16 protein-coding genes are annotated in these 18,316 nt (G+C 54.3%); 15 read left to right on the plus strand and 1 reads right to left on the minus strand.

Annotation, left to right across the window (positions count from 1 at the left end; genetic code table 11):
- Window positions 1–11: 11 nt before the first annotated feature.
- The 10 genes from CLV44_RS00195 to CLV44_RS00240 all read left to right on the plus strand — a co-directional run bounded on the left by CLV44_RS00195 (window position 12) and on the right by CLV44_RS00240 (window position 9,219).
- A complete protein-coding gene (locus tag CLV44_RS00195) occupies window positions 12–419 on the plus strand; it encodes an acyl-CoA thioesterase (RefSeq protein WP_106590086.1) in 408 nt (135 codons plus the stop codon).
- Entirely contained in the window at window positions 416–979 is a 564-nt protein-coding gene (locus CLV44_RS00200) for an outer membrane lipoprotein carrier protein LolA (RefSeq protein ID WP_106590087.1), read from the plus strand. The genes CLV44_RS00195 and CLV44_RS00200 overlap by 4 nt, the downstream gene beginning before the upstream one ends.
- Window positions 976–3,315, plus strand: a complete 2,340-nt coding sequence (locus CLV44_RS00205) for an MMPL family transporter (RefSeq protein WP_106590088.1) — start codon at window positions 976–978, stop codon at window positions 3,313–3,315. The genes CLV44_RS00200 and CLV44_RS00205 overlap by 4 nt, the downstream gene beginning before the upstream one ends.
- A complete protein-coding gene (locus CLV44_RS00210; protein WP_106590089.1) occupies window positions 3,290–4,522 on the plus strand; it encodes an NAD(P)/FAD-dependent oxidoreductase in 1,233 nt (410 codons plus the stop codon). Before CLV44_RS00205 ends, CLV44_RS00210 begins: the two co-directional genes overlap by 26 nt.
- Window positions 4,510–5,064, plus strand: a complete 555-nt coding sequence (locus CLV44_RS00215) for a DUF3261 domain-containing protein (protein WP_106590090.1) — start codon at window positions 4,510–4,512, stop codon at window positions 5,062–5,064. Before CLV44_RS00210 ends, CLV44_RS00215 begins: the two co-directional genes overlap by 13 nt.
- Window positions 5,061–6,230: a beta-ketoacyl-[acyl-carrier-protein] synthase family protein gene (locus tag CLV44_RS00220; protein WP_106590091.1), complete on the plus strand. Its 1,170-nt coding sequence runs from the start codon at window positions 5,061–5,063 to the stop codon at window positions 6,228–6,230. Before CLV44_RS00215 ends, CLV44_RS00220 begins: the two co-directional genes overlap by 4 nt.
- Window positions 6,227–6,679 (plus strand): hotdog family protein, encoded by a 453-nt coding sequence (locus CLV44_RS00225; RefSeq protein ID WP_106590092.1) that lies wholly within the window; start codon window positions 6,227–6,229, stop codon window positions 6,677–6,679. Before CLV44_RS00220 ends, CLV44_RS00225 begins: the two co-directional genes overlap by 4 nt.
- Complete coding sequence (locus CLV44_RS00230; RefSeq protein WP_106590093.1) at window positions 6,676–7,401, plus strand: 3-ketoacyl-ACP reductase FabG2; 726 nt, start codon at window positions 6,676–6,678, stop codon at window positions 7,399–7,401. Before CLV44_RS00225 ends, CLV44_RS00230 begins: the two co-directional genes overlap by 4 nt.
- A complete protein-coding gene (locus CLV44_RS00235) occupies window positions 7,401–8,627 on the plus strand; it encodes a beta-ketoacyl-ACP synthase (RefSeq protein ID WP_106590094.1) in 1,227 nt (408 codons plus the stop codon). The genes CLV44_RS00230 and CLV44_RS00235 overlap by 1 nt, the downstream gene beginning before the upstream one ends.
- Before the next feature lie 136 nt (window positions 8,628–8,763).
- Complete coding sequence (locus CLV44_RS00240; protein ID WP_106590302.1) at window positions 8,764–9,219, plus strand: Sbal_3080 family lipoprotein; 456 nt, start codon at window positions 8,764–8,766, stop codon at window positions 9,217–9,219.
- Between the two features lie 210 nt (window positions 9,220–9,429).
- Here the strand turns inward: CLV44_RS00240 and nadC are convergent, their stop codons facing one another.
- On the minus strand, window positions 9,430–10,275 hold the full coding sequence (nadC, locus tag CLV44_RS00245; RefSeq protein WP_106590095.1) for a carboxylating nicotinate-nucleotide diphosphorylase: 846 nt from the start codon (window positions 10,273–10,275) through the stop codon (window positions 9,430–9,432).
- Window positions 10,276–10,378: 103 nt separating this feature from the next.
- Between nadC and ampD the strand changes: the two genes are divergently transcribed.
- From ampD to CLV44_RS00270, 5 genes are all read left to right on the plus strand, one after another.
- The gene (gene ampD / locus CLV44_RS00250) at window positions 10,379–10,933 is read left to right on the plus strand and encodes a 1,6-anhydro-N-acetylmuramyl-L-alanine amidase AmpD (RefSeq protein ID WP_106590096.1); all 555 of its coding nucleotides are present in this window, start codon (window positions 10,379–10,381) and stop codon (window positions 10,931–10,933) included.
- A gap of 59 nt (window positions 10,934–10,992) precedes the next feature.
- Complete coding sequence (locus tag CLV44_RS00255) at window positions 10,993–12,057, plus strand: ABC transporter ATP-binding protein (protein WP_106590097.1); 1,065 nt, start codon at window positions 10,993–10,995, stop codon at window positions 12,055–12,057.
- Window positions 12,058–12,206: 149 nt separating this feature from the next.
- Window positions 12,207–15,614: a hybrid sensor histidine kinase/response regulator gene (locus tag CLV44_RS00260; protein WP_106590098.1), complete on the plus strand. Its 3,408-nt coding sequence runs from the start codon at window positions 12,207–12,209 to the stop codon at window positions 15,612–15,614.
- Window positions 15,611–16,522: a response regulator gene (locus tag CLV44_RS00265; RefSeq protein ID WP_106590099.1), complete on the plus strand. Its 912-nt coding sequence runs from the start codon at window positions 15,611–15,613 to the stop codon at window positions 16,520–16,522. The genes CLV44_RS00260 and CLV44_RS00265 overlap by 4 nt, the downstream gene beginning before the upstream one ends.
- A gap of 740 nt (window positions 16,523–17,262) precedes the next feature.
- Window positions 17,263–18,315: a ComEC/Rec2 family competence protein gene (locus CLV44_RS00270; protein WP_106590100.1), complete on the plus strand. Its 1,053-nt coding sequence runs from the start codon at window positions 17,263–17,265 to the stop codon at window positions 18,313–18,315.
- The last annotated feature ends 1 nt before the right edge of the window (window position 18,316 follow it).

Below are 18,316 nucleotides of genomic sequence, written 5' to 3' on the forward strand. Positions count from 1 at the left end.
CAGGAATACACATGGTTAAAACTGCAGTCGAACTTGATATTCCCTTTCACGATGTGGATATCATGCGTATCGCCTGGCATGGGCACTATGCGAAGTACCTTGAAATTGCGCGCTGTGCATTGCTTGAACAGATTGACTATAACGTGCCGCAAATGGAGGCATCCGGTTATGCCTGGCCAGTGATTGATATGCGTATTCGCTACGCACAACCTCTGCATTTTCAGCAAAAAATCCGGGTGGAAGCGAGCCTGACCGAGTGGGAACACCGCCTGAAGATCGACTATATGATCAAAGATGCCGTGAGCGGAAAGCGACTGACAAAGGCCTACACGGTGCAAGTGGCTGTGGCGATAGAATCGGGTGAAATGCTTTACGCTTCACCTGCAGTCCTGCTGCAAAAACTGGGGTTGGAACCATGAGGTATTTTTTTGCGTTGTGGCTGGCCGTCCTGCTAGTGCCTCCAGCTCTGGCCGAACCGGGCTATCGAGCAGTGGAAGCACTGATGGAAGCACCGACCTCCCTTAATGGTCGTTTTGAGCAGAGCAAATATTTGGCCGCTCTTGAGACCGACATCGGCTCGTCAGGTCGTTTTTCCTATCAACAGGATATCGAAATCAACTGGCATACCCTGGCACCGATCGAAAACCTGCTGCGGCTGACACCAGATCAAATTACAAGTGAACAGGATGGCGCATTACTAACGCGGCTGGAAACCCGCAGTAACCCGGTTGTCGCGCTGTTTAGCGAGATCTTTTTTGGGGTTATGACGGCTCGCTGGGACAGGCTGGATGAGCATTTCAGGGCCGAGACCCACGTCAACGGGTCGGATTGGCAGGCGATTCTGGTGCCTCGGGAGGTTCGTGTTCAGCGGGTTGTGTCCAGAGTTGAGTTACAGGGTGACCACTACCTCAGGCAGGTGGTGTTGTACGAAGAAGGAGGGGACTGGACCCGTATCCGGTTCTACGATTTGCAGCAATGATTTCGTCCCGTTCAGGCAGAAAAGTAGCTGCATGGGTATGGCTGCTGGTTGTGCTGACACTCGGCTTTACCGCCCTGCGCCAAGGGGCTGTCATCGATACCAGTTTGATGGCGCTACTTCCGGCCAGTGAGCAGCAGCCCTTGATTAAACGAGCAACCGAGCAGCAGGCGGCGGCTTATGCTGACAAGTTGCTGCTGGTGATTTCGGCTGAGGACGAGCTGCTGGCGCGGACAGGCGTACAGTTGGCGGTTGATCGCTTGAAGGCGCTTGACACACAAACCCGCCTGACCTGGCAGGCTCCTGATTCAGAAACTGCAGTGGATGAACTTTATCCGTACCGTTTCACTCTGTTGAGCCAGGAAACCCGGACGCGACTGTCTACTGGCAACGGTAGCTTGCAGTACCAATTGGCACTTCAGCGACTGCTTAATCCGATTTCTGGCTTTGGGAGTGACCCGCTGCAAGATCCGTTTGGCCTCTATACTGACCTGATGCTTTCGTTGCAGTCAGACGTGCCTGTGTATTTTGACTCAGGGCTGCTGCGTCTAAAAGCCTCAGAGCAGCCAGCATATCTGCTCAGCCTGCAACTGCTGGAAGACCCGTTCAGCCTTTCAGTACAGCATACAGTTAATGCCGTGCTTGAGCCGTTGATGTTGGAACTGGCGCAGCAGGGAATCAGCCTGCATCGCTCAGGGCTCCTGCTGCACGCAGCAGCGGGTGCCGAGCAGGCCCGTACCGAAATGTCTACCATCGGGCTGGGTTCGTTGTTGGGTATCATTCTGCTGATTACATTCGTTTTCAGAAGCCCTCTGCCGCTGGTACTGGTGCTGCTGCCGGTCGCGACGGGTGCATTAATGGCCGTGGCAGCAACTCAGCTGTTGTTTGGCCGTGTGCATATGATTACGGTGGCCTTCGGCGCGGGCCTCGTAGGTGTGGCCGTTGATTATGCTCTGCACTTTCTATGTGAGGCTCGTGTGTTGCCGTTGGACAGGATCATCCGCAAGCTGTTCGCCGGGCTGCTGCTGGGCCTGATTTCCAGCGTACTGGCATATGCGGGGCTGGCGCTGGCACCTTTTCCGGGACTTCGCCAGATGGCAGTGTTTTGTGCGGTAGGACTCATTGCGGCATGGCTGACTGTGCTGTTCTGGCTGCCGGTGCTGAGTTGTAAAAATGCTACAGGTCAGCTACCAGCAGCGGTTTGGCTTAACCGTTGGCGCAGTTCCTGTCCTCGTATCAGTCAGTCGTCTTGGCTGGCTGGTTTGCTGCTGGTACTGAGCTTGGGGAGTATTGTCGTTATTTGGCAGGGTGAGGCCCGTGACGATGTGACTCTGTTGCAAACATCACCACACGCCCTGTTGCAGGAAGATCGAAGAGTACAGTCCCTGCTTGGGAATGGTAGCAGTGCAGCCTTTCTATTGGTGACGGGGAAAAATTTCGAGCAGGTATTGCAAACCGAGGAGCGCATACAGTCATCCCTGATGCGCCTCCGGGATGAAGCATCCTTGCAGGGATTCAAGGCACTGTCCCAAGTGTTGCCCTCACAGCAGCGCCAGATGCAAAGCGCACAGCGGGTTCGAGCGCTTTATGCGTCCCAATGGCCACGTATGGCCAATCTGCTGAAATTATCCCCGCAGCAGAGGGCCACCGCTCTGGAAAATATGCAACAGGCCGCCGGTACGGTGTTAACACCCAGAGAGTGGCAACAGCTGCTGCTGAGCAAGGCATGGTCGCAACACATTATTAGTGATGGTGCCGATGTGGCGACCGTGATCCAGTTGCAGGGGGATGTCAGCCAGTCGTTAAAACAGTCATTGATAAACCTGGCTGAGCAGGAGCCAGCTGTATACTTTGTCGACAGGGTGAGCGACATGAGTGACCTGTTGGCACGTTATCGAGCTGAAATAACAAGCTGGCTACTGCTGGCCTATGGCTGTGTGGTGCTGATGCTAGTGCTGCGCTACCGACAGCGTTGTTGGCGTATTCTATTGCCGCCTTTGTTAGCTTCCTTGATGACCTTTGCTGGCTTCCAGCTGTTAACCGACGGCTATAACCTGTTTAACCTGATCGCATTGATGCTGGTTTTGGGAGTGGGTCTGGATATGGGCATTTTCCTCAACGAAACCGGTGACAGCGATCATACCTGGCTGGCGGTCAGTCTGTCGGCGCTGAGCAGTTTGCTTGCCTTTGGGTTGCTGGCTTTGAGCCAAACCCCAGTACTTTATCATTTTGGTGTCATTATCCTGCCCGGTTTATTGCTGACCTGGCTGCTGGCAACCCTTATGCGCAACCCCTCTACAGGAGAAACAACGAATGGCAGAGTTACAGGGACGTTATGATGTAATTGTGATTGGTGCTGGCCCCTCCGGCTCTGTCGCAGCGACATCATTGGCGAACCATGGCTACCGAGTGCTGATTCTGGAGCAACAGCATTTCCCCCGCTTTTCCATTGGCGAGAGCCTTTTGCCCCAAAGCATGGAATTTCTGGAACAGGCTGGTATGTTACAGGCCGTGATTGAATCCGGCTTTCAGCACAAAAATGGTGCCGCCTTCTGTCGAGGTCATGAATATGACTACTTTGACTTCCGGCAGAAGTTTTCCGATGGATGGGGTACCACCTTCCAGGTGCAGCGTAGTCGCTTTGACAAGACGCTTGCCGATGTGGCTGAACAGCGTGGAGTCGTAATTCGTTACGGCCAAACGGTGACAGCAGTCGATCAGTGTGAGGGCGGGATCACCGTGGAGGTGAAATCCGAAGAGGGATCCGTCTACCATGTGACAGCAGATTTTTTGCTCGATGGAAGTGGTTTCGGACGCGTGCTGCCGCGACTAATGAATCTGGAAAAAGCATCCCAACTGGGCACACGTATTGCCTTGTTTACTCATATTGAGGATAACATCCGGGATAGTCGTTTTGATCGCAATAAAATCCTGATCACAGTGCACCCCGAAAATCCAGAAATATGGTATTGGCTAATCCCGTTCAGCGATGGTCGTGCGTCGGTGGGTGTAGTGCTGCCGCGGGAGCTGTTTGATGAAGCCAGCCAAGAGCAGAAGGCAACCCTACAGCGTTATATTAGTGAAGGCGGGATGCTGAGCGAAGTTTTGGCCAACGCAGTGTTCGATACTCCTGTACGGACATTGGGTGGATACTCCTGTGATGTGAAAAGCCTCTACGGTGAACGTTTTGCACTGCTGGGTAACGCCGGAGAATTTCTAGATCCAGTGTTTTCATCCGGTGTCACCATAGCGCTTAAATCAGCGACTCTGGCTGCTGCCACCGTACACCGTCAACTACAGGGACTTGAGCCTGACTGGGAACTCGAATACGCGGCCCCACTGAAAACCGGTATCGATACGTTCAGGGTGTTCGTGGAAGGCTGGTATGACGGCCGGTTGCAGGATGTAATTTTCGCTGGCAGCAAAAATGAGTCTGTGAAGGGAATGATCAGCTCTATTTTAGCCGGTTATGCCTGGGATACGCGTAACCCCTATGTCCGCGAGCCTGCGCGACTGAGCACGCTGGCCGAACTATGTCGTCTTTGATGCGTTACCTGTTGCCGGTGGTGTTCTGTTTGCTGTCAGGTTGCTCGCTTTTTCGTCCCGCTCCCGAGGTGCCCCCAATGCTGGCATTGCTACCACCGGTTGACGGTCCGGCACCGATGCTCTTGAAGCAGAAAGTAACCATGCAGGCACGGGGTGAGCGTTTCCAGTTTCTGATCGTTAGCCGGTTCGATGCCACACAGGCCCGGTTGGTGGCATTAATGCCAACCGGCCAACAATTGATAGCACTGGAATATGACGGTAAACAGCTACATCAAAGCGTTGCCGTTCCGGTGGAACTACCGGGCGAGGCGATTCTGGCCACGATACAGTTTGCTTTCTGGCCGGAAGCGTCAGTGCGCCAATATTACCCGCCAGAGCTGGGCTGGACCCTTCGTCTAGAGGCGAATCGGCGTCAGTTGTGGCATTATGACGCGCACTTTCTGGATATCGTTCAGGAGGCGGGTACCACGCGAGTGAAAAACTACCCGGGTGAGTATCAAGTAACCATCAAGACACTTGAACAAAAGGACCTGGAACAGTGACCCGGTGCTATTTAAATGCCCAGTCAATGGTAAGTGCCATGGGGAGCAGTTGCCAGGCGGCATCCGACCGTTTGAAAGCGGGTAAGGCCCGATTGGCGGTAACGGATCAGTTCAGTCCGGGAGTCTGCATGCCATTGGGCCTCTATTCCGGAGCCTTGCCAGAAGTGACACTGCCGGAACCGTATTGGCACAGCCGTAATAATCGCATGGCCTTGTTAGCCTTGAACCAGATAAGAGGCGCGGCTGAAGATGTCAGGCGACGCTTTGGTGCCCACCGTATCGGAGTTGTAATCGGTACCTCGACTTCGGGTATCAGTGACAGTGAAGCCTTTTTGAAACAGCGTGCCGCAACCGGTGCCATACCGAAAGAATATGACTACCGTTTACAGGAAATGGGAGCGACAGCGGCCTTTGTGGCCGCTGAGCTTCAGTTGAGCGGGCCAGTGTTTGGGATCTCCACCGCCTGCTCGTCCGGAGCCAAGGCCCTTGCTTCGGCACGAAGGCTGCTGCGAGCAGGGGTCTGCGATGCAGTGATTGCTGGTGGTGTAGATACGCTCTGTTACTTGACCGTACAGGGTTTTTCATCGCTGGAAGCGGTCAGCCAGCAGCCCTGCAATCCGTTTAGTGTTAATCGTAACGGCATCAACATTGGTGAGGGTGCCGGTTTGTTTCTGCTCAGTCGTGAAGAGGGGCCACAGGAACTTGCCGGTATTGGCGAAAGCTCTGATGCACACCATATCTCAGCACCTGACCCCAGCGGTGCCGGGGCAATGCGCTGCATGCAGGCCGCCTTGGCGGATGCTGGCATTGCGCCAGAAGCGGTTGGCTATATAAACCTGCACGGCACGGCTACGGCGCTGAATGATCAGATGGAAGCGCGAGCCGTTGCCGAGGTATTTGGCCGCACTGTGCCCTGTAGTTCAACCAAGCCCTTTACCGGCCACACGCTGGGGGCCGCAGGAGCAATTGAAGTCGCGATTTGTGCCCTTGCGCTGGGGGAGCGATTTATCCCTGGCCATGCCTGGGATGGGCAGCCGGATCCGGGCTTGCCACCCCTGAACCTTGCTGTTCGGCAGTCTGAAATTGCTGATTTCGAATATGCCTTAAGCAATTCTTTTGCTTTTGGTGGCAACAATATCTCCGTGATTTTGAGACGAAGCACATGAAACCTGAATTCAGTGTCGATGAATTGGTGCCCCATTCCGGACAGATGAGTTTACTGTCGGAAATTACGGGTTATGGCGAAGACTGGTTATCGGCGGCGGTCGATATCACGCCTGCCTCCATGTTCGCGGATGAGCAAGGTGTACCCGCTTGGGTAGGGCTGGAGTATATGGCACAAGCGATCGGAGCCTATGCAGGACTACAGGAACGACACAACGGAGGGGTACCCCGGGTGGGCTTCCTGCTGGGAACACGCAGGTACAGTATTCCCGTGCCTCATTTTGCACAGGGAGAGCGTGTCCATCTTAAGGTTATTAAAAATATGCAGGCAGAGAACGGCCTTTGTGCTTTTGATTGCGAGCTGATGGGAAATGGATATACAGCGACAGCCAGCCTCAATATATATCAGCCGGAAGATGCCGAGATGTTTCTACGGGATGCCAAACAATGACAGCAACAGTTTTAGTAACCGGTTCCAGCAGGGGCATCGGTAGAGGGATCGCGCTGCGCCTGGCACAAGACGGTTATGATCTCGTTTTGCATTGCCGCTCAGGCCTGAACGCTGTGCAAGCGGTAGCTGACGAAGTTGAAGCGTTGGGCCGCAGTGCACGCATTCTACAGTTTGATATTGCTGACCGAGAAGAGTGTCGCCAGGTATTGGAGCAGGACGTAGATGCTCATGGTGCTTACTACGGTGTGGTATGCAATGCCGGTATTGCTCGTGATAATGCTTTTCCGGCCATGCCTGAAGAGGACTGGGATATGGTACTCAGGACTAACCTGGACGGGTTTTATAATGTATTGCACCCGTTGGTCATGCCCATGATTCGGCGTAGAAAACCGGGTCGCATTGTCACACTTTCATCGGTGTCTGGTGAAATGGGTAATCGTGGACAGGTTAATTACAGTGCAGCAAAGGCTGGTATTATCGGTGCAACCAAGGCGTTGGCAGTTGAGCTGGCCAAGCGCAAGATAACTGTAAACTGTGTCGCTCCGGGACTAATTGAAACCGAAATGACCGAGCACCTGCCTATGGAAGAGGCGCTGAAAATGATACCCATGCAGAGAGTCGGCAGTGTCAATGAAATAGCCGGTACGGTCAGTTTCCTTATGTCGGAAGAGGCGGGGTACATAACGCGCCAGGTAATATCAGTGAATGGTGGAATGTACTGATGAAACGGGTTGTTGTAACCGGAATGGCCGGCTTTTCTCCAATCGGTAATGACTGGTCGACCATCAAAGAAAATCTGGCAGCTGGCCGCAGTGGTATTGTTAGAATGCATGACTGGGACCGCTATGAGGGGTTAAATACCCGATTGGCGGCGCCGGTTTCTAATTTCAAAATGCCCTCGTATTACAACCGTAAGGCGCTGCGCAGCATGGGGCGGGTTGCCCAGTTTGGTGTGTATGCGGCGGAGCGGGCACTTGATGATGCAAACCTGCTGGACTGGGAACAACTAGGTAATGGGCGTGTTGGCATTTCATTTGGTTCATCGGCGGGTGATACCAATGCCTTCGTGGACTTTGGCAACATGCTGATGAACTGCTCCTCAGATGGACTCAATGCCAACTCTTACATCAAAATGATGGCGCACACTGGACCTGTGAACATCAGTGTACGTTTCGGTATTCGCGGTCGCGTAATTACTACTTCAAGCGCCTGTACATCGGGTAGCCAGGGCATAGGCTATGCCTATGAAGCGATCAAATTCGGTACTCAAGATGTGATGGTCGCTGGCGGCAGTGAAGGTTTGTGCGCCACCGAGGCGGCCGTATTCGATACTCTTTATGCCACCAGTGTAATGAATGACATGCCGCACTTGTCACCTCGTCCTTTTGATCGAGACCGGGATGGCCTGGTTATCGGAGAGGGTGGAGGTGTGCTGATATTAGAAGAGCTGGAGCATGCCCGTGCTCGTGGTGCCAGAATTCACGCCGAAATCGTCGGTTTTGGTACAAACTCCGACGGCAGTCATGTGACCCAACCAAGTGCCGCAACCATGGAAGTCGCTATCCGTCAGGCGTTGGATAATGCTCAGGTGTCACCCGCTGAAATTGGTTATATCAGTGCCCACGGCACCGCCACTGATCGTGGTGACATTGCCGAAAGCCAGGCCACTCATGCTGTATTTGGCGCTTCGACCCCTATTAGCTCACTGAAAAGCTATACCGGGCATACCCTTGGTGCCTGCGGTGCTTTGGAGGCATGGACCGCAATTGAAATGATGAATGAAGGCTGGTTTTCACCTACGATCAATTTAGAAAATGTAGATCCCAATTGTGCCGATTTGGATTATCTAATGCATGAAGGTCGACGTATCGACACTGAATACGTCATGAGTAATAACTTTGCGTTTGGTGGTGTCAATACCTCTTTGATTTTTAAACATTGGCGCTAAGTGATCAGGATAAAAAATAGGGATATAAATAATTCACTACTGGAATTACTACTTTTGACTGTATAAGAACATAGTCGAAGTGGAAAGATACGCGAAGAAAATATTACTAACCTTTTTGTTAAAAATAGGCATAAAAATGTTGAAAAAAACTTGCACTGTTATTCTACTGGCGGCAGCTGTTTCAGGCTGCTCAATTAAACAGCATGTGGATACGGCTGAAATTGATCGCGGAACTACTCTCTGTGTGATAGAGAATACAGACGTACGTGAGGGCTTCTTGAACTCGATGAAGTCTGCATTGACAGAAAAAGGTGTACGGTATCAGGTAGTCAATCTCGATGCCATGCCAGCTGATTGTCGTTGGACAGCCAGTTATACAGCCCGCTGGAGTTGGGACATGGCGCTCTATATGTCTTTTGCCGAGATTCAGATCCACAAGGACGGTATGTTACAAGGTCAGGCCCTTTACGACTCTACTCATGGCGGTGCGAATATGGGTAAGTTTATTGATGCCGAAAACAAGATAAAAGAATTGGTGGGTTCGCTACTGACCGTTAAAACAGCCGCGATATTTAACCGCTTCTTCGGATAACTATTCGTCCTATGGCGCTGAGGGCTTAGGTAAAGTGCTCAGTTCCTGTCGCCGTTAATCAATACCTTTTTATGCATGGCGTACTTATTGTCTGCAATTATTTTGAGACCACTGCCAAGTTTGTGCTGGCAGATAAAATTCTAATTTTATCCACTGGAGGTGCCGACTTTATCGGCCCTCACAGCTTTTTAATATTAGTGGATGGTCGTCTTACTCTTCAATAATCCGCATCGACAGATCCACCGCCTGACAGTGTTTGGTCAGCGCGCCGATGGAGATGTAATCCACTCCCGTACGCGCATAATCAACCAGCGTTGCATCGGTGATATTGCCTGAGGCTTCCAGCTTGGCGCGTCCTGCGGTCTGGGCGACGGCCGCAACCATGCGCTCTGGACTGAAGTTGTCCAGCATGACGATATCAGCACCCGCTACCAGTGCGCGTTCCAGCTGTTCTTCGGTTTCCACCTCAATCTCGACCGGTTTGCCCGGATGATTGGTGCGTGCGGTTGTGATCGCCTGCTCAATGCCGCCACAGGCCATGATGTGATTTTCCTTGATCAGGAACGCATCATAGAGGCCGATACGGTGGTTGAAGCAACCGCCACAGCTGACTGCATATTTCTGTGCCATGCGCAGACCGGGAATGGTCTTGCGGGTGTCGAGCAGCTTGACGCCGGTAGCGGCGACACGCTGAGCGTAGTCATGGCTGACGGTAGCCGTGCCGGACAGGGTCTGCAGGAAGTTCAGGGCGGCACGTTCGCCGGTCAGCAATGAGCGTGCCGAGCCTTCAAGGCGGAACAATACCTGATCGCGTTCAACGCGGTCACCGTCTGCAACCAGCCAGTGCACCTGAACACTGGGGTCCACCTGGCGAAAAACTTCGTCGACCCAGGCGCGGCCGCAGATAACAGCGTCCTGGCGTGAGATGACCCGTGCTTTGGCCAAGTCGCTGGCCGGAATCAATTCGGCGGTGATATCACCGTTGCCGACATCCTCCAGCAGCGCGGTACGGACATTCTGTTCAATGATCGGTGTAAGCTCGGTCAGTGTCAGCATGGTGGCGGGCCTGTCCCTATGATGTACTATGGAGCGCGCATTTTAACGGAAATTGGACAGCCTGAGTATGCTGTCGTGGAACGTCTATTAAAGAGTACACGTATTGGACCCGAAACCGCTCGCCATTGTTGACCATCGTGTCACTGCCGCCCAGTTCATTCCTTCGCCCAACTGCAATGATCGTCCCGCAGGCGAAGTCTCCCTGTTGGTGATTCACAATATCAGTTTGCCACCGGGCCAGTTCGGCGGCGGCCATATCGAAGCTCTTTTTACCAACCGGCTCGACGCGACAGCGCATCCGTACTTTGCCCGCATTGCGGCACTGGAAGTGTCGGCGCACCTGTTGATTGAGCGTACTGGCGCGATGATTCAGTTTGTACCCTTTGATCGGCGGGCCTGGCATGCGGGACAGTCCTGTTTTGAAGGGCGTGAAGCCTGTAACGACTTCTCCATCGGCATCGAGCTGGAAGGCGCGGATGATATCGCCTACACCGATGCGCAATATGCAGCGTTGAGTGCCGTCACCCATGCCCTGCTGCAGACCTATCCGCAGCTGAGCCGTGAACGGATTACCGGCCACAGCGATATTGCCCCCGGCCGCAAGACCGACCCCGGCCCAGCCTTTGATTGGGAACGTTTTCTCGACACGCTTGGATGATTTGAGAATGGTTTTCAATTATCATATGACCCCCGATTTTCTTCCATCCCGAGGACAGCATGGCCGCTTTGCTCAGTATTGAAGGTCTCAAATGTGCGTATCAGTCGCAGCTGGTACTCGATGACGTTGCGCTCTCGATAGAGCAGGGCGAAATCGCCTGTCTGCTGGGCCCCAGCGGGTGTGGCAAGACCACGGTCCTGCGCGCGATTGCCGGTTTCATTGCGCCGCTGGCGGGCACGATTCGCCTTGGCGAGCAGATCATCAGCAGCCATGAACAGGTCGTGCCGCCGGAAAAACGCGGCATGGGGATGGTGTTTCAGGATTACGCGCTGTTTCCGCACCTGAGCATTGCCGACAACATCGCCTTTGGCCTTGGCAACCTGAGCCGGGCGGACAAGCGCAAGCGCATTCAGGATGTGCTTGATCTGGTCGAGCTGCCGGACCTCAGTGACCGTTACCCGCACGAACTCTCCGGCGGGCAGCAGCAGCGTGTCGCTCTGGCACGTGCGCTGGCCCCTGATCCGCGTTTGCTGCTGATGGACGAGCCGTTTTCCAATCTGGATACCGACCTGCGTCGCCAGCTGTCACAGGAAGTCCGCGACATCCTCAAGCAGCGTGGCATTGCCGCCATCATGGTGACTCACGACCAGCAGGAAGCCTTCACCATCAGTGACAAGATCGGCATTCTGTCAGCCGGTCGAGTACAGCAGTGGGGCGCACCGGAAGAGCTCTATTACCATCCGGCCACCCCTGAAGTGGCGGCGTTTGTCGGCAAGGGCGAGCTGTTCAACGGTTGTGTCACCGAAGAGATGGCGGTGGACACCGAACTGGGTCTGCTGGATTTTGCCGAGCCGCTGGGGGTTGAAGCCGGTGGCAAGGTACAGCTGTTTCTGCGTCCGGGCGATCTGTACCTCAGCCACGAAGGCGGCATGCAGGGGGAGATTCTCGGCTCTGAGTTTCAGGGCAGCCTGACCCTGTACCGCATCCGCCTGAGCAGTGGCCGTGAAGTGGAAGTACTGGAACAGGGCTTATGCCGCTACCCGGAAGGGGAACCGGTCCGTGTGCATGTGACCGCGCACCGCCCCATCGTATTCTCTGACACTGTGTCTGCACGTCACGCCTGAGCTGACGGCTGGCACAGTTCCTGCAAGTTACCTGCTGAAGACCCGCACAGGGTCATTTTTCCTGCGGGCGGCACTCTGGTAGTGCATGATCCTCGGGGTCGTGTACGCACGCACAATTTTGGTGCGCGTGCCCAGCAGGAATAGTGGCCATGGGTGCTTCCCAGCGAATCTACAAAGTACGTCGACGATATAACAAGTGGGTAGCCGACCAGACCCTGGAAGACTACGCCTTGCGGTTTACTGCGCGTAGCGGACGCACGATGAGCATCGAGCGTGTGGCGATGACGGCACTGGGCGCTACGGCCTTTCTGGCGCTTGAGAGCATCGCCGCCGCCGTCACCCTGACCTACGGCTTCACCAATACCCTGATTGCGATGCTGGTGGTGTGTACCCTGCTGTTCATCACCGGCTTTCCGATTGTCTATCACGCCGCCCGCAATGGCCTGGATATCGACCTGCTGACCCGTGGGGCCGGTTTTGGCTATCTCGGCTCCACCATTACCTCACTGGTCTACGCCAGCTTTACCTTCATCTTTTTTGCCATAGAAGCGGCCATTCTGGCGGCGGCCCTGCGTGCCCTGTTCGGGATTCCACTGGCGTTGGGGTACCTGCTCAGTGCGCTGGCGGTGATCCCGATCGTAACGCACGGGATCAAGGCGATCAGCCGCTTTCAGCTGGGCACGCAGCCACTGTGGTTGCTGTTGCAGGTGAGCGCGTTGGCGGTCGTTATCGTCCATGAGTCCGCCCAGTATGAGCACTGGACCGGCTTTGTACCTGAAGGTCTGGACGGGGGCGGGCAGTTCAACCTGATGCTGTTCGGGGCGGCGGCCTCGGTGTTCTTCGCCATGGTGGCCCAGATTGGTGAGCAGGTGGATTACCTGCGTTTCATGCCGGAAAAAACCACTGAAAACCGCCGCCGCTGGTGGTTCTGGCTGGTGCTGGCGGGGCCGGGCTGGGTGTTCATCGGCATGATCAAAATGCTGCTGGGCTCGTTTCTGGCCTATATCGCTCTGTCGGAAGGTGCCGGGTTTGCGGTGGCCACCGACCCGACACTGATGTACCAGCGCGTGTTCGGGTATCTGACCCATTCCGACGGGCTGGCGCTGCTGCTGGCCGGGGTGATGGTGATCGTCTCGCAGATGAAGATCAACGTCACCAACGCCTATGCCGGTTCCATCGCCTGGTCCAACTTCTTCTCCCGGCTGACCCACAGCCATCCGGGGCGGGTGGTGTGGCTGGTGTTCAACGTCACCATCGCGCTGATCTTGATGGAGCTGGGCATCTATGAGGCACTGGAAGCCATTCTCGGGGTGTTTGCCATTGTTGCGGTGAGCTGGCTGGGCTCGCTGTCCGCCGAGTTGCTGATCAACAAACCGTTGGGGCTGAGTCCGCCGGGGATCGAGTTCAAACGTGCCCACCTGTATGACGTTAATCCGGTGGGTGTCGGCTCGATGATGATGGCGGTGCTGGTCGGGATGCTGGCCTATCTGGGCGTGCTCGGTGACGAAGCACAAACCCTGAGCCACTTCATCAGCCTGGGCTGCTGCTTCGTGATGATGCCGCTACTGGCCTGGCTGACGGGCGGGCGCTTCTACCTGGCGCGGCCGACCGGTGAACTGACCTTGCTGGAGGTCGATTCAGCGCATGATCAGCAGCGTTGTGGGGTCTGTGAAAACCGATTTGAAACCGAGGATCTGAGTTACTGCCCCGCCTATGATTTGCCGATCTGCTCGCTGTGCTGTTCGCTGGATGCCCGCTGTCTCGATAGCTGCAAACCCCATGCACGCTTTTCCCAACAGGTGGTGGACTTCCTGCGGCTGTTTTTCCCGCAGTCACTGGTCAACCGCATCAACTCCAGACTGGGTCGCTTTGTCGGCCTGTTGCTGAGCATCAATCTGCTGCTCGCCGGTCTGCTGGCCGTGGTTTACCGCCATATGCATCCCGGCACGGCAGAGGGCAGTGCCTTGTTGGGCCAGACCCTCTGGGCGCTGTTTTTTGTGTTGTTGATCGTGTCGGGTGTGATGGCCTGGCTGTTTCTGCTGGCGCATGAAAGCCGAGTGGTGGCGCAGCAGGAGTCCAACCGGCAGACGCGAAAACTGCTGCAGGAAATCGAAGCACACAAGGAAACCGACCGTGCGCTACAGGCCGCCAAGGAGCTGGCCGAGCGCGCCAGTGAGGCCAAGAGTCGTTATATGTCGGGCATCAGCCATGAACTGCGTACGCCGCTGCAGTCGATCATCGGCTACGCCCAGTTGATGCAGGGGCGTGACAGCCTGGAGCGCAGCGACCATGAAGGGCTGAAAATCATTCATCGCAGCGGTGAATATCTGGCCGACTTGATCGAAGGGTTATTGGACATCTCCCGCATCGAAGCCGGGCGGCTGGAGTTATGCCGAGGGGCCGTGGCATTGCCGGAGTTGATCACTCAACTTGAGCAGATGTTCAGTTTTCAGGCGGCACAGAAGCGGGTCAAATTCATATGCGAACTGCCGGAGCGCCTGCCTGCCGTGGTGATGACCGATGAAAAACGCCTGCGCCAGATCCTCATCAACCTGCTCTCCAACGCGGTGAAGTACACGCTTGAAGGCGAGGTGCATTTCCGTATCCGCTACCGTAATCAGGTGGCGGAATTCTGCATTGAAGACACCGGCATCGGGATCAACACGGCGGATCTGGAACGGATTTTCGACCCCTTTGAACGGGTGCGTACCGCCGATACGCCCAACCTGCCGGGGACCGGATTGGGGCTGACCATCGTCAAGCTGCTGACCGAAATCATGGGCGGCGACCTGCAGGTGGAAAGTACACCGGGGCAGGGCAGCCGGTTCCGCGTGTCGTTGATGCTGCCCTGGGCAGACGGGGCACAGGTGCGTACCGACGTGCAGCAGCCGATCATCGGCTATGCCGGTAACGAACGCCAAATCTGCATTGTGGATGATGATCCTGTACTGCGGGGCCTGTTGTCGGATCTGTTGATGCCGCTGGGGTTTCGTATTCTGGAAGCCCGCGATGCGCAGGCTTGCCTTGAGCTGGTCGCCCAAACGCAGCCTGACCTGTTCCTGCTCGATATCTCCATGCCGGGCATGGACGGTTTGACGCTGGCGGGCGAGCTTCGCCGCAGCGGGCATCGGGCACCGATCCTCATGCTCTCGGCCGATGTACAGGAACAGCGCCGTCAGCCGGTGGGCGAGGCCATATATGACGAATATCTGGTCAAACCGATCAGCAATCACCTGCTGGTGGAACGGGTGGGGCACTATTTGAATCTGGACTGGGAACGCCAGCCGCCACGTTCAGCCCCCACGGACGCCGTCATTGCCGCGCCGGTCGCGGTGGTCACCGACGCCAATGCCCCCCGTGATCCCTTGCCGGCCCACCCCTTGCTGCGCGAGCTCAAAGGCTGTGCCGAGATCGGCTACCGGCGCGGCGTGTGTGACGTGATGCAGCGGCTGGAGCAGGCCGAAGTGGTGACGGGCGAGGTAATGGCACACCTGCAAGCATTAACGGACGGCATGCAATTCAGTCAGTTGGCCGAATATCTGGAGAGGCAGACATGAAACAGGACGCGATAAAACGGGATTTGGTGCTGGTGGTGGATGACTCCCCGGATGCTCTCAGCCTGATCAACGATGTGCTGGAAGCAGCCGGCATGGACGTATTGGTGGCGCTGGAAGGCCGCCAGGCGCTGAGCATTGCCGCCCGTATGCCGCCCGATATCATCCTGCTGGATGCGGTGATGCCGCACATGGATGGTTTTGCGACCTGTGAAGCGTTCAAGCAAGACCCCGCGCTCTGTGCCATACCGGTCATTTTCATGACCGGCCTGACCGAAACGGAGAATGTCGTCCGTGGCCTTGATGTGGGTGGAGTCGATTACCTGACCAAACCGATCCGCCCGGATGAGTTGCTGGCGCGAATGCGGGTGCATCTGAACAATGCCCGCCTGACCCAGAGCGCGCATTCTGCGCTGGACACCACCGGCCAGCACCTGCTGACCGTAGCGCCGGAAGGCCTGTTGCAGTGGGCCACGCCCCAAACCCACGCCTTGCTGGCGCGGGCCAATGCCGACGAACTCTGGATTACCCAGTCACTACAGCCGCAGCTGGCCGATTGGCTGCGCCGCAAACCGGCGGTGAATGACCAAGTGGCGCTTAAAGGGCTGGAATATGCACTGTCGGTCCGCTTGCTCAGCCACCAGAGCAACGGCGATTACCTGTTCAAACTGGTAGACGAACAGCGGGGCACCGGCCCCGCGTTACTGCAGGCACAACTCGACCTGACCGCCCGTGCCGCTGAAGTGCTGTACTGGATCGCCAATGGTAAAACCAACAAGGATATCGGCGAGATTCTTGGCATGAGCCCACGCACCGTCAACAAACACCTGGAGCAGGTCTACCCGGCGCTGGGCGTCGAAAACCGCACCGCCGCCGCCGGTGTGGCACTCAGGATTATGGTGCGGGAATAAACGTTTTTGACCCTGGGTGAAAATGCCCGCCTTTCTAACTCCTACAGCCCTACGCCTATTTGCGACTGGAATAAGCGACTGAAATGGGGCAGTATCGAAGCATTAAGGACATAGTGCTGCGAGATACTGCTCACAACCCTGCATTACGCACATGCTTAGTTTTCAGCGGAGGAAAATGGCAGTGACTCATCACTTCTTCAATATATACAGTTAGTTAGTCGCCTTTCAATGCCTCTTTGCTTGAGCAAAAATCCACATGCGTAGTATTAAAATAATGAAATAGGTGCCCATCATATACTGCTAGTTGGTAGCAATGGCAAACAAGCTGGCACGTATAGCATGGGCATTATTGAATAAATGGCAGCGGTACATAGAACCGGCTGCTGAATAAACCAATGACAGGAACGCGCTGAGGTTTGCGTGGGCAGAACTTGCTGATGACAGACAGGTAGAGCCGAGACTGGATAAAGCTGCGACTAACATCGTTCGTACAGAGAACGTTAAAATGATTAGCATCCAGTCAGCGGAATTCATCAGGGATAGAGGTTAATACCTCTTAAAAATCCGGATAGATGGCTGCAATACCTTTATGTCACGAAATGTTTTACTTGCACAAAACGGGGCGTCCATAGATGTTATACGAAAATTAAGGGGGCAGAGTTGTTGAAAATGGTTCTATTGATAAATCAACTACTCTGACATACCTTGATCGGTGTTGCGGCTAAATTTAAGGAGTATTTATGGGAATTACCGTAAGAGTCCTTGAAGCAAATCATGGAGATTGCATTTTAGTCAGTCATGAGGGTGCTTCTGGTACTGTCAATATTTTAATTGACGGGGGGACATCAGCGACTTTTAGACATGGGCTGAGGCAGCGTTATAACGGAGCACTTTGCCAAGCACTAGATGATATCAAAAGTAAAGGGCAGTACGTCGATCTTGCGGTGCTGACTCATATTGATGACGACCATATTCATGGCTTGATAAAAGCTTTTGAAACACCTGGTTACCTATGTGAACTCGTCAAATCTATTTGGTTTAACTCATCCCGTTTGATTACACAATATTTTGATGCCCCTGAGATTCCGGAAAATAATATTCTACTGACCGACGATTCTGCTCAAACAAGTGTACGTCAGGGAAAAGAGCTTGAAACACTACTTGATGAAATTGGTTGTAACCGAGCTCCTCTCATAATGGCTGGGAAATACTATACTGTTGGTCCGTTCACATTGACAGTATTGTCTCCCGAGCGAAATCAGCTAGAGCGGTTATTGCATAAATGGCCTTCTGAAGTTGAGGCAGGTGCTACAGCAGCTCATGATAATGATTACCAGCTTTCTCTAGAAGAAATTTGGGCAGCAGACGAATTTGAGTCAGATTCATCCGTTTACAATGGCAGTTCAATCGCATTTTTGTTGGAAGTCGATAATACAAAAATGCTCTTTCTTGGAGACGCTCATGACCAAATCGTAGTGGAAAATCTCAAAGAACTAGGCTTTAGTGAGACAAATAAGCTTAACCTTGACCTTGTTAAGGTTTCACATCACGGCAGCCAATACAATACCAGTTCTGAGTTTCTTTCTATACTCAAGTCATCTCGTTACGTAATTTCGACCAATGGTACGAGACATGGTCTTCCAAACAAGAGAACAATCGCAAGAATTATTAAGGAAACTGATGGTCAGATTTTCTTCAATTACAGTGAAGTAATTAAGCCGTTGCTATTAGATCATGAAGTTGAGAGCTATGCCTCTCGTCTAGAAACGTTGGATGAGGATATCCGTCTCTAAC

This window comes from Marinobacterium halophilum, assembly GCF_003014615.1.
Taxonomy (GTDB): domain Bacteria; phylum Pseudomonadota; class Gammaproteobacteria; order Pseudomonadales; family Balneatricaceae; genus Marinobacterium; species Marinobacterium halophilum.

Excerpts from the sequence above, each read along its gene's own strand:
- CLV44_RS00270 (WP_106590100.1), top strand. The coding sequence starts at position 17,263 with ATGGGAATTACCGTAAGAGTCCTTGAAGCAAATCATGGAGATTGCATT.
- CLV44_RS00215 (WP_106590090.1), top strand. The coding sequence starts at position 4,510 with ATGTCGTCTTTGATGCGTTACCTGTTGCCGGTGGTGTTCTGTTTGCTG.
- CLV44_RS00265 (WP_106590099.1), top strand. The coding sequence starts at position 15,611 with ATGAAACAGGACGCGATAAAACGGGATTTGGTGCTGGTGGTGGATGAC.
- CLV44_RS00205 (WP_106590088.1), top strand. The coding sequence starts at position 976 with ATGATTTCGTCCCGTTCAGGCAGAAAAGTAGCTGCATGGGTATGGCTG.
- CLV44_RS00240 (WP_106590302.1), top strand. The coding sequence starts at position 8,764 with ATGTTGAAAAAAACTTGCACTGTTATTCTACTGGCGGCAGCTGTTTCA.
- CLV44_RS00195 (WP_106590086.1), top strand. The coding sequence starts at position 12 with ATGGTTAAAACTGCAGTCGAACTTGATATTCCCTTTCACGATGTGGAT.
- CLV44_RS00260 (WP_106590098.1), top strand. The coding sequence starts at position 12,207 with ATGGGTGCTTCCCAGCGAATCTACAAAGTACGTCGACGATATAACAAG.
- CLV44_RS00230 (WP_106590093.1), top strand. The coding sequence starts at position 6,676 with ATGACAGCAACAGTTTTAGTAACCGGTTCCAGCAGGGGCATCGGTAGA.
- CLV44_RS00255 (WP_106590097.1), top strand. The coding sequence starts at position 10,993 with ATGGCCGCTTTGCTCAGTATTGAAGGTCTCAAATGTGCGTATCAGTCG.
- CLV44_RS00210 (WP_106590089.1), top strand. The coding sequence starts at position 3,290 with ATGGCAGAGTTACAGGGACGTTATGATGTAATTGTGATTGGTGCTGGC.
- CLV44_RS00200 (WP_106590087.1), top strand. The coding sequence starts at position 416 with ATGAGGTATTTTTTTGCGTTGTGGCTGGCCGTCCTGCTAGTGCCTCCA.
- CLV44_RS00235 (WP_106590094.1), top strand. The coding sequence starts at position 7,401 with ATGAAACGGGTTGTTGTAACCGGAATGGCCGGCTTTTCTCCAATCGGT.
- nadC (WP_106590095.1), bottom strand. The coding sequence starts at position 10,275 with ATGCTGACACTGACCGAGCTTACACCGATCATTGAACAGAATGTCCGT.
- CLV44_RS00225 (WP_106590092.1), top strand. The coding sequence starts at position 6,227 with ATGAAACCTGAATTCAGTGTCGATGAATTGGTGCCCCATTCCGGACAG.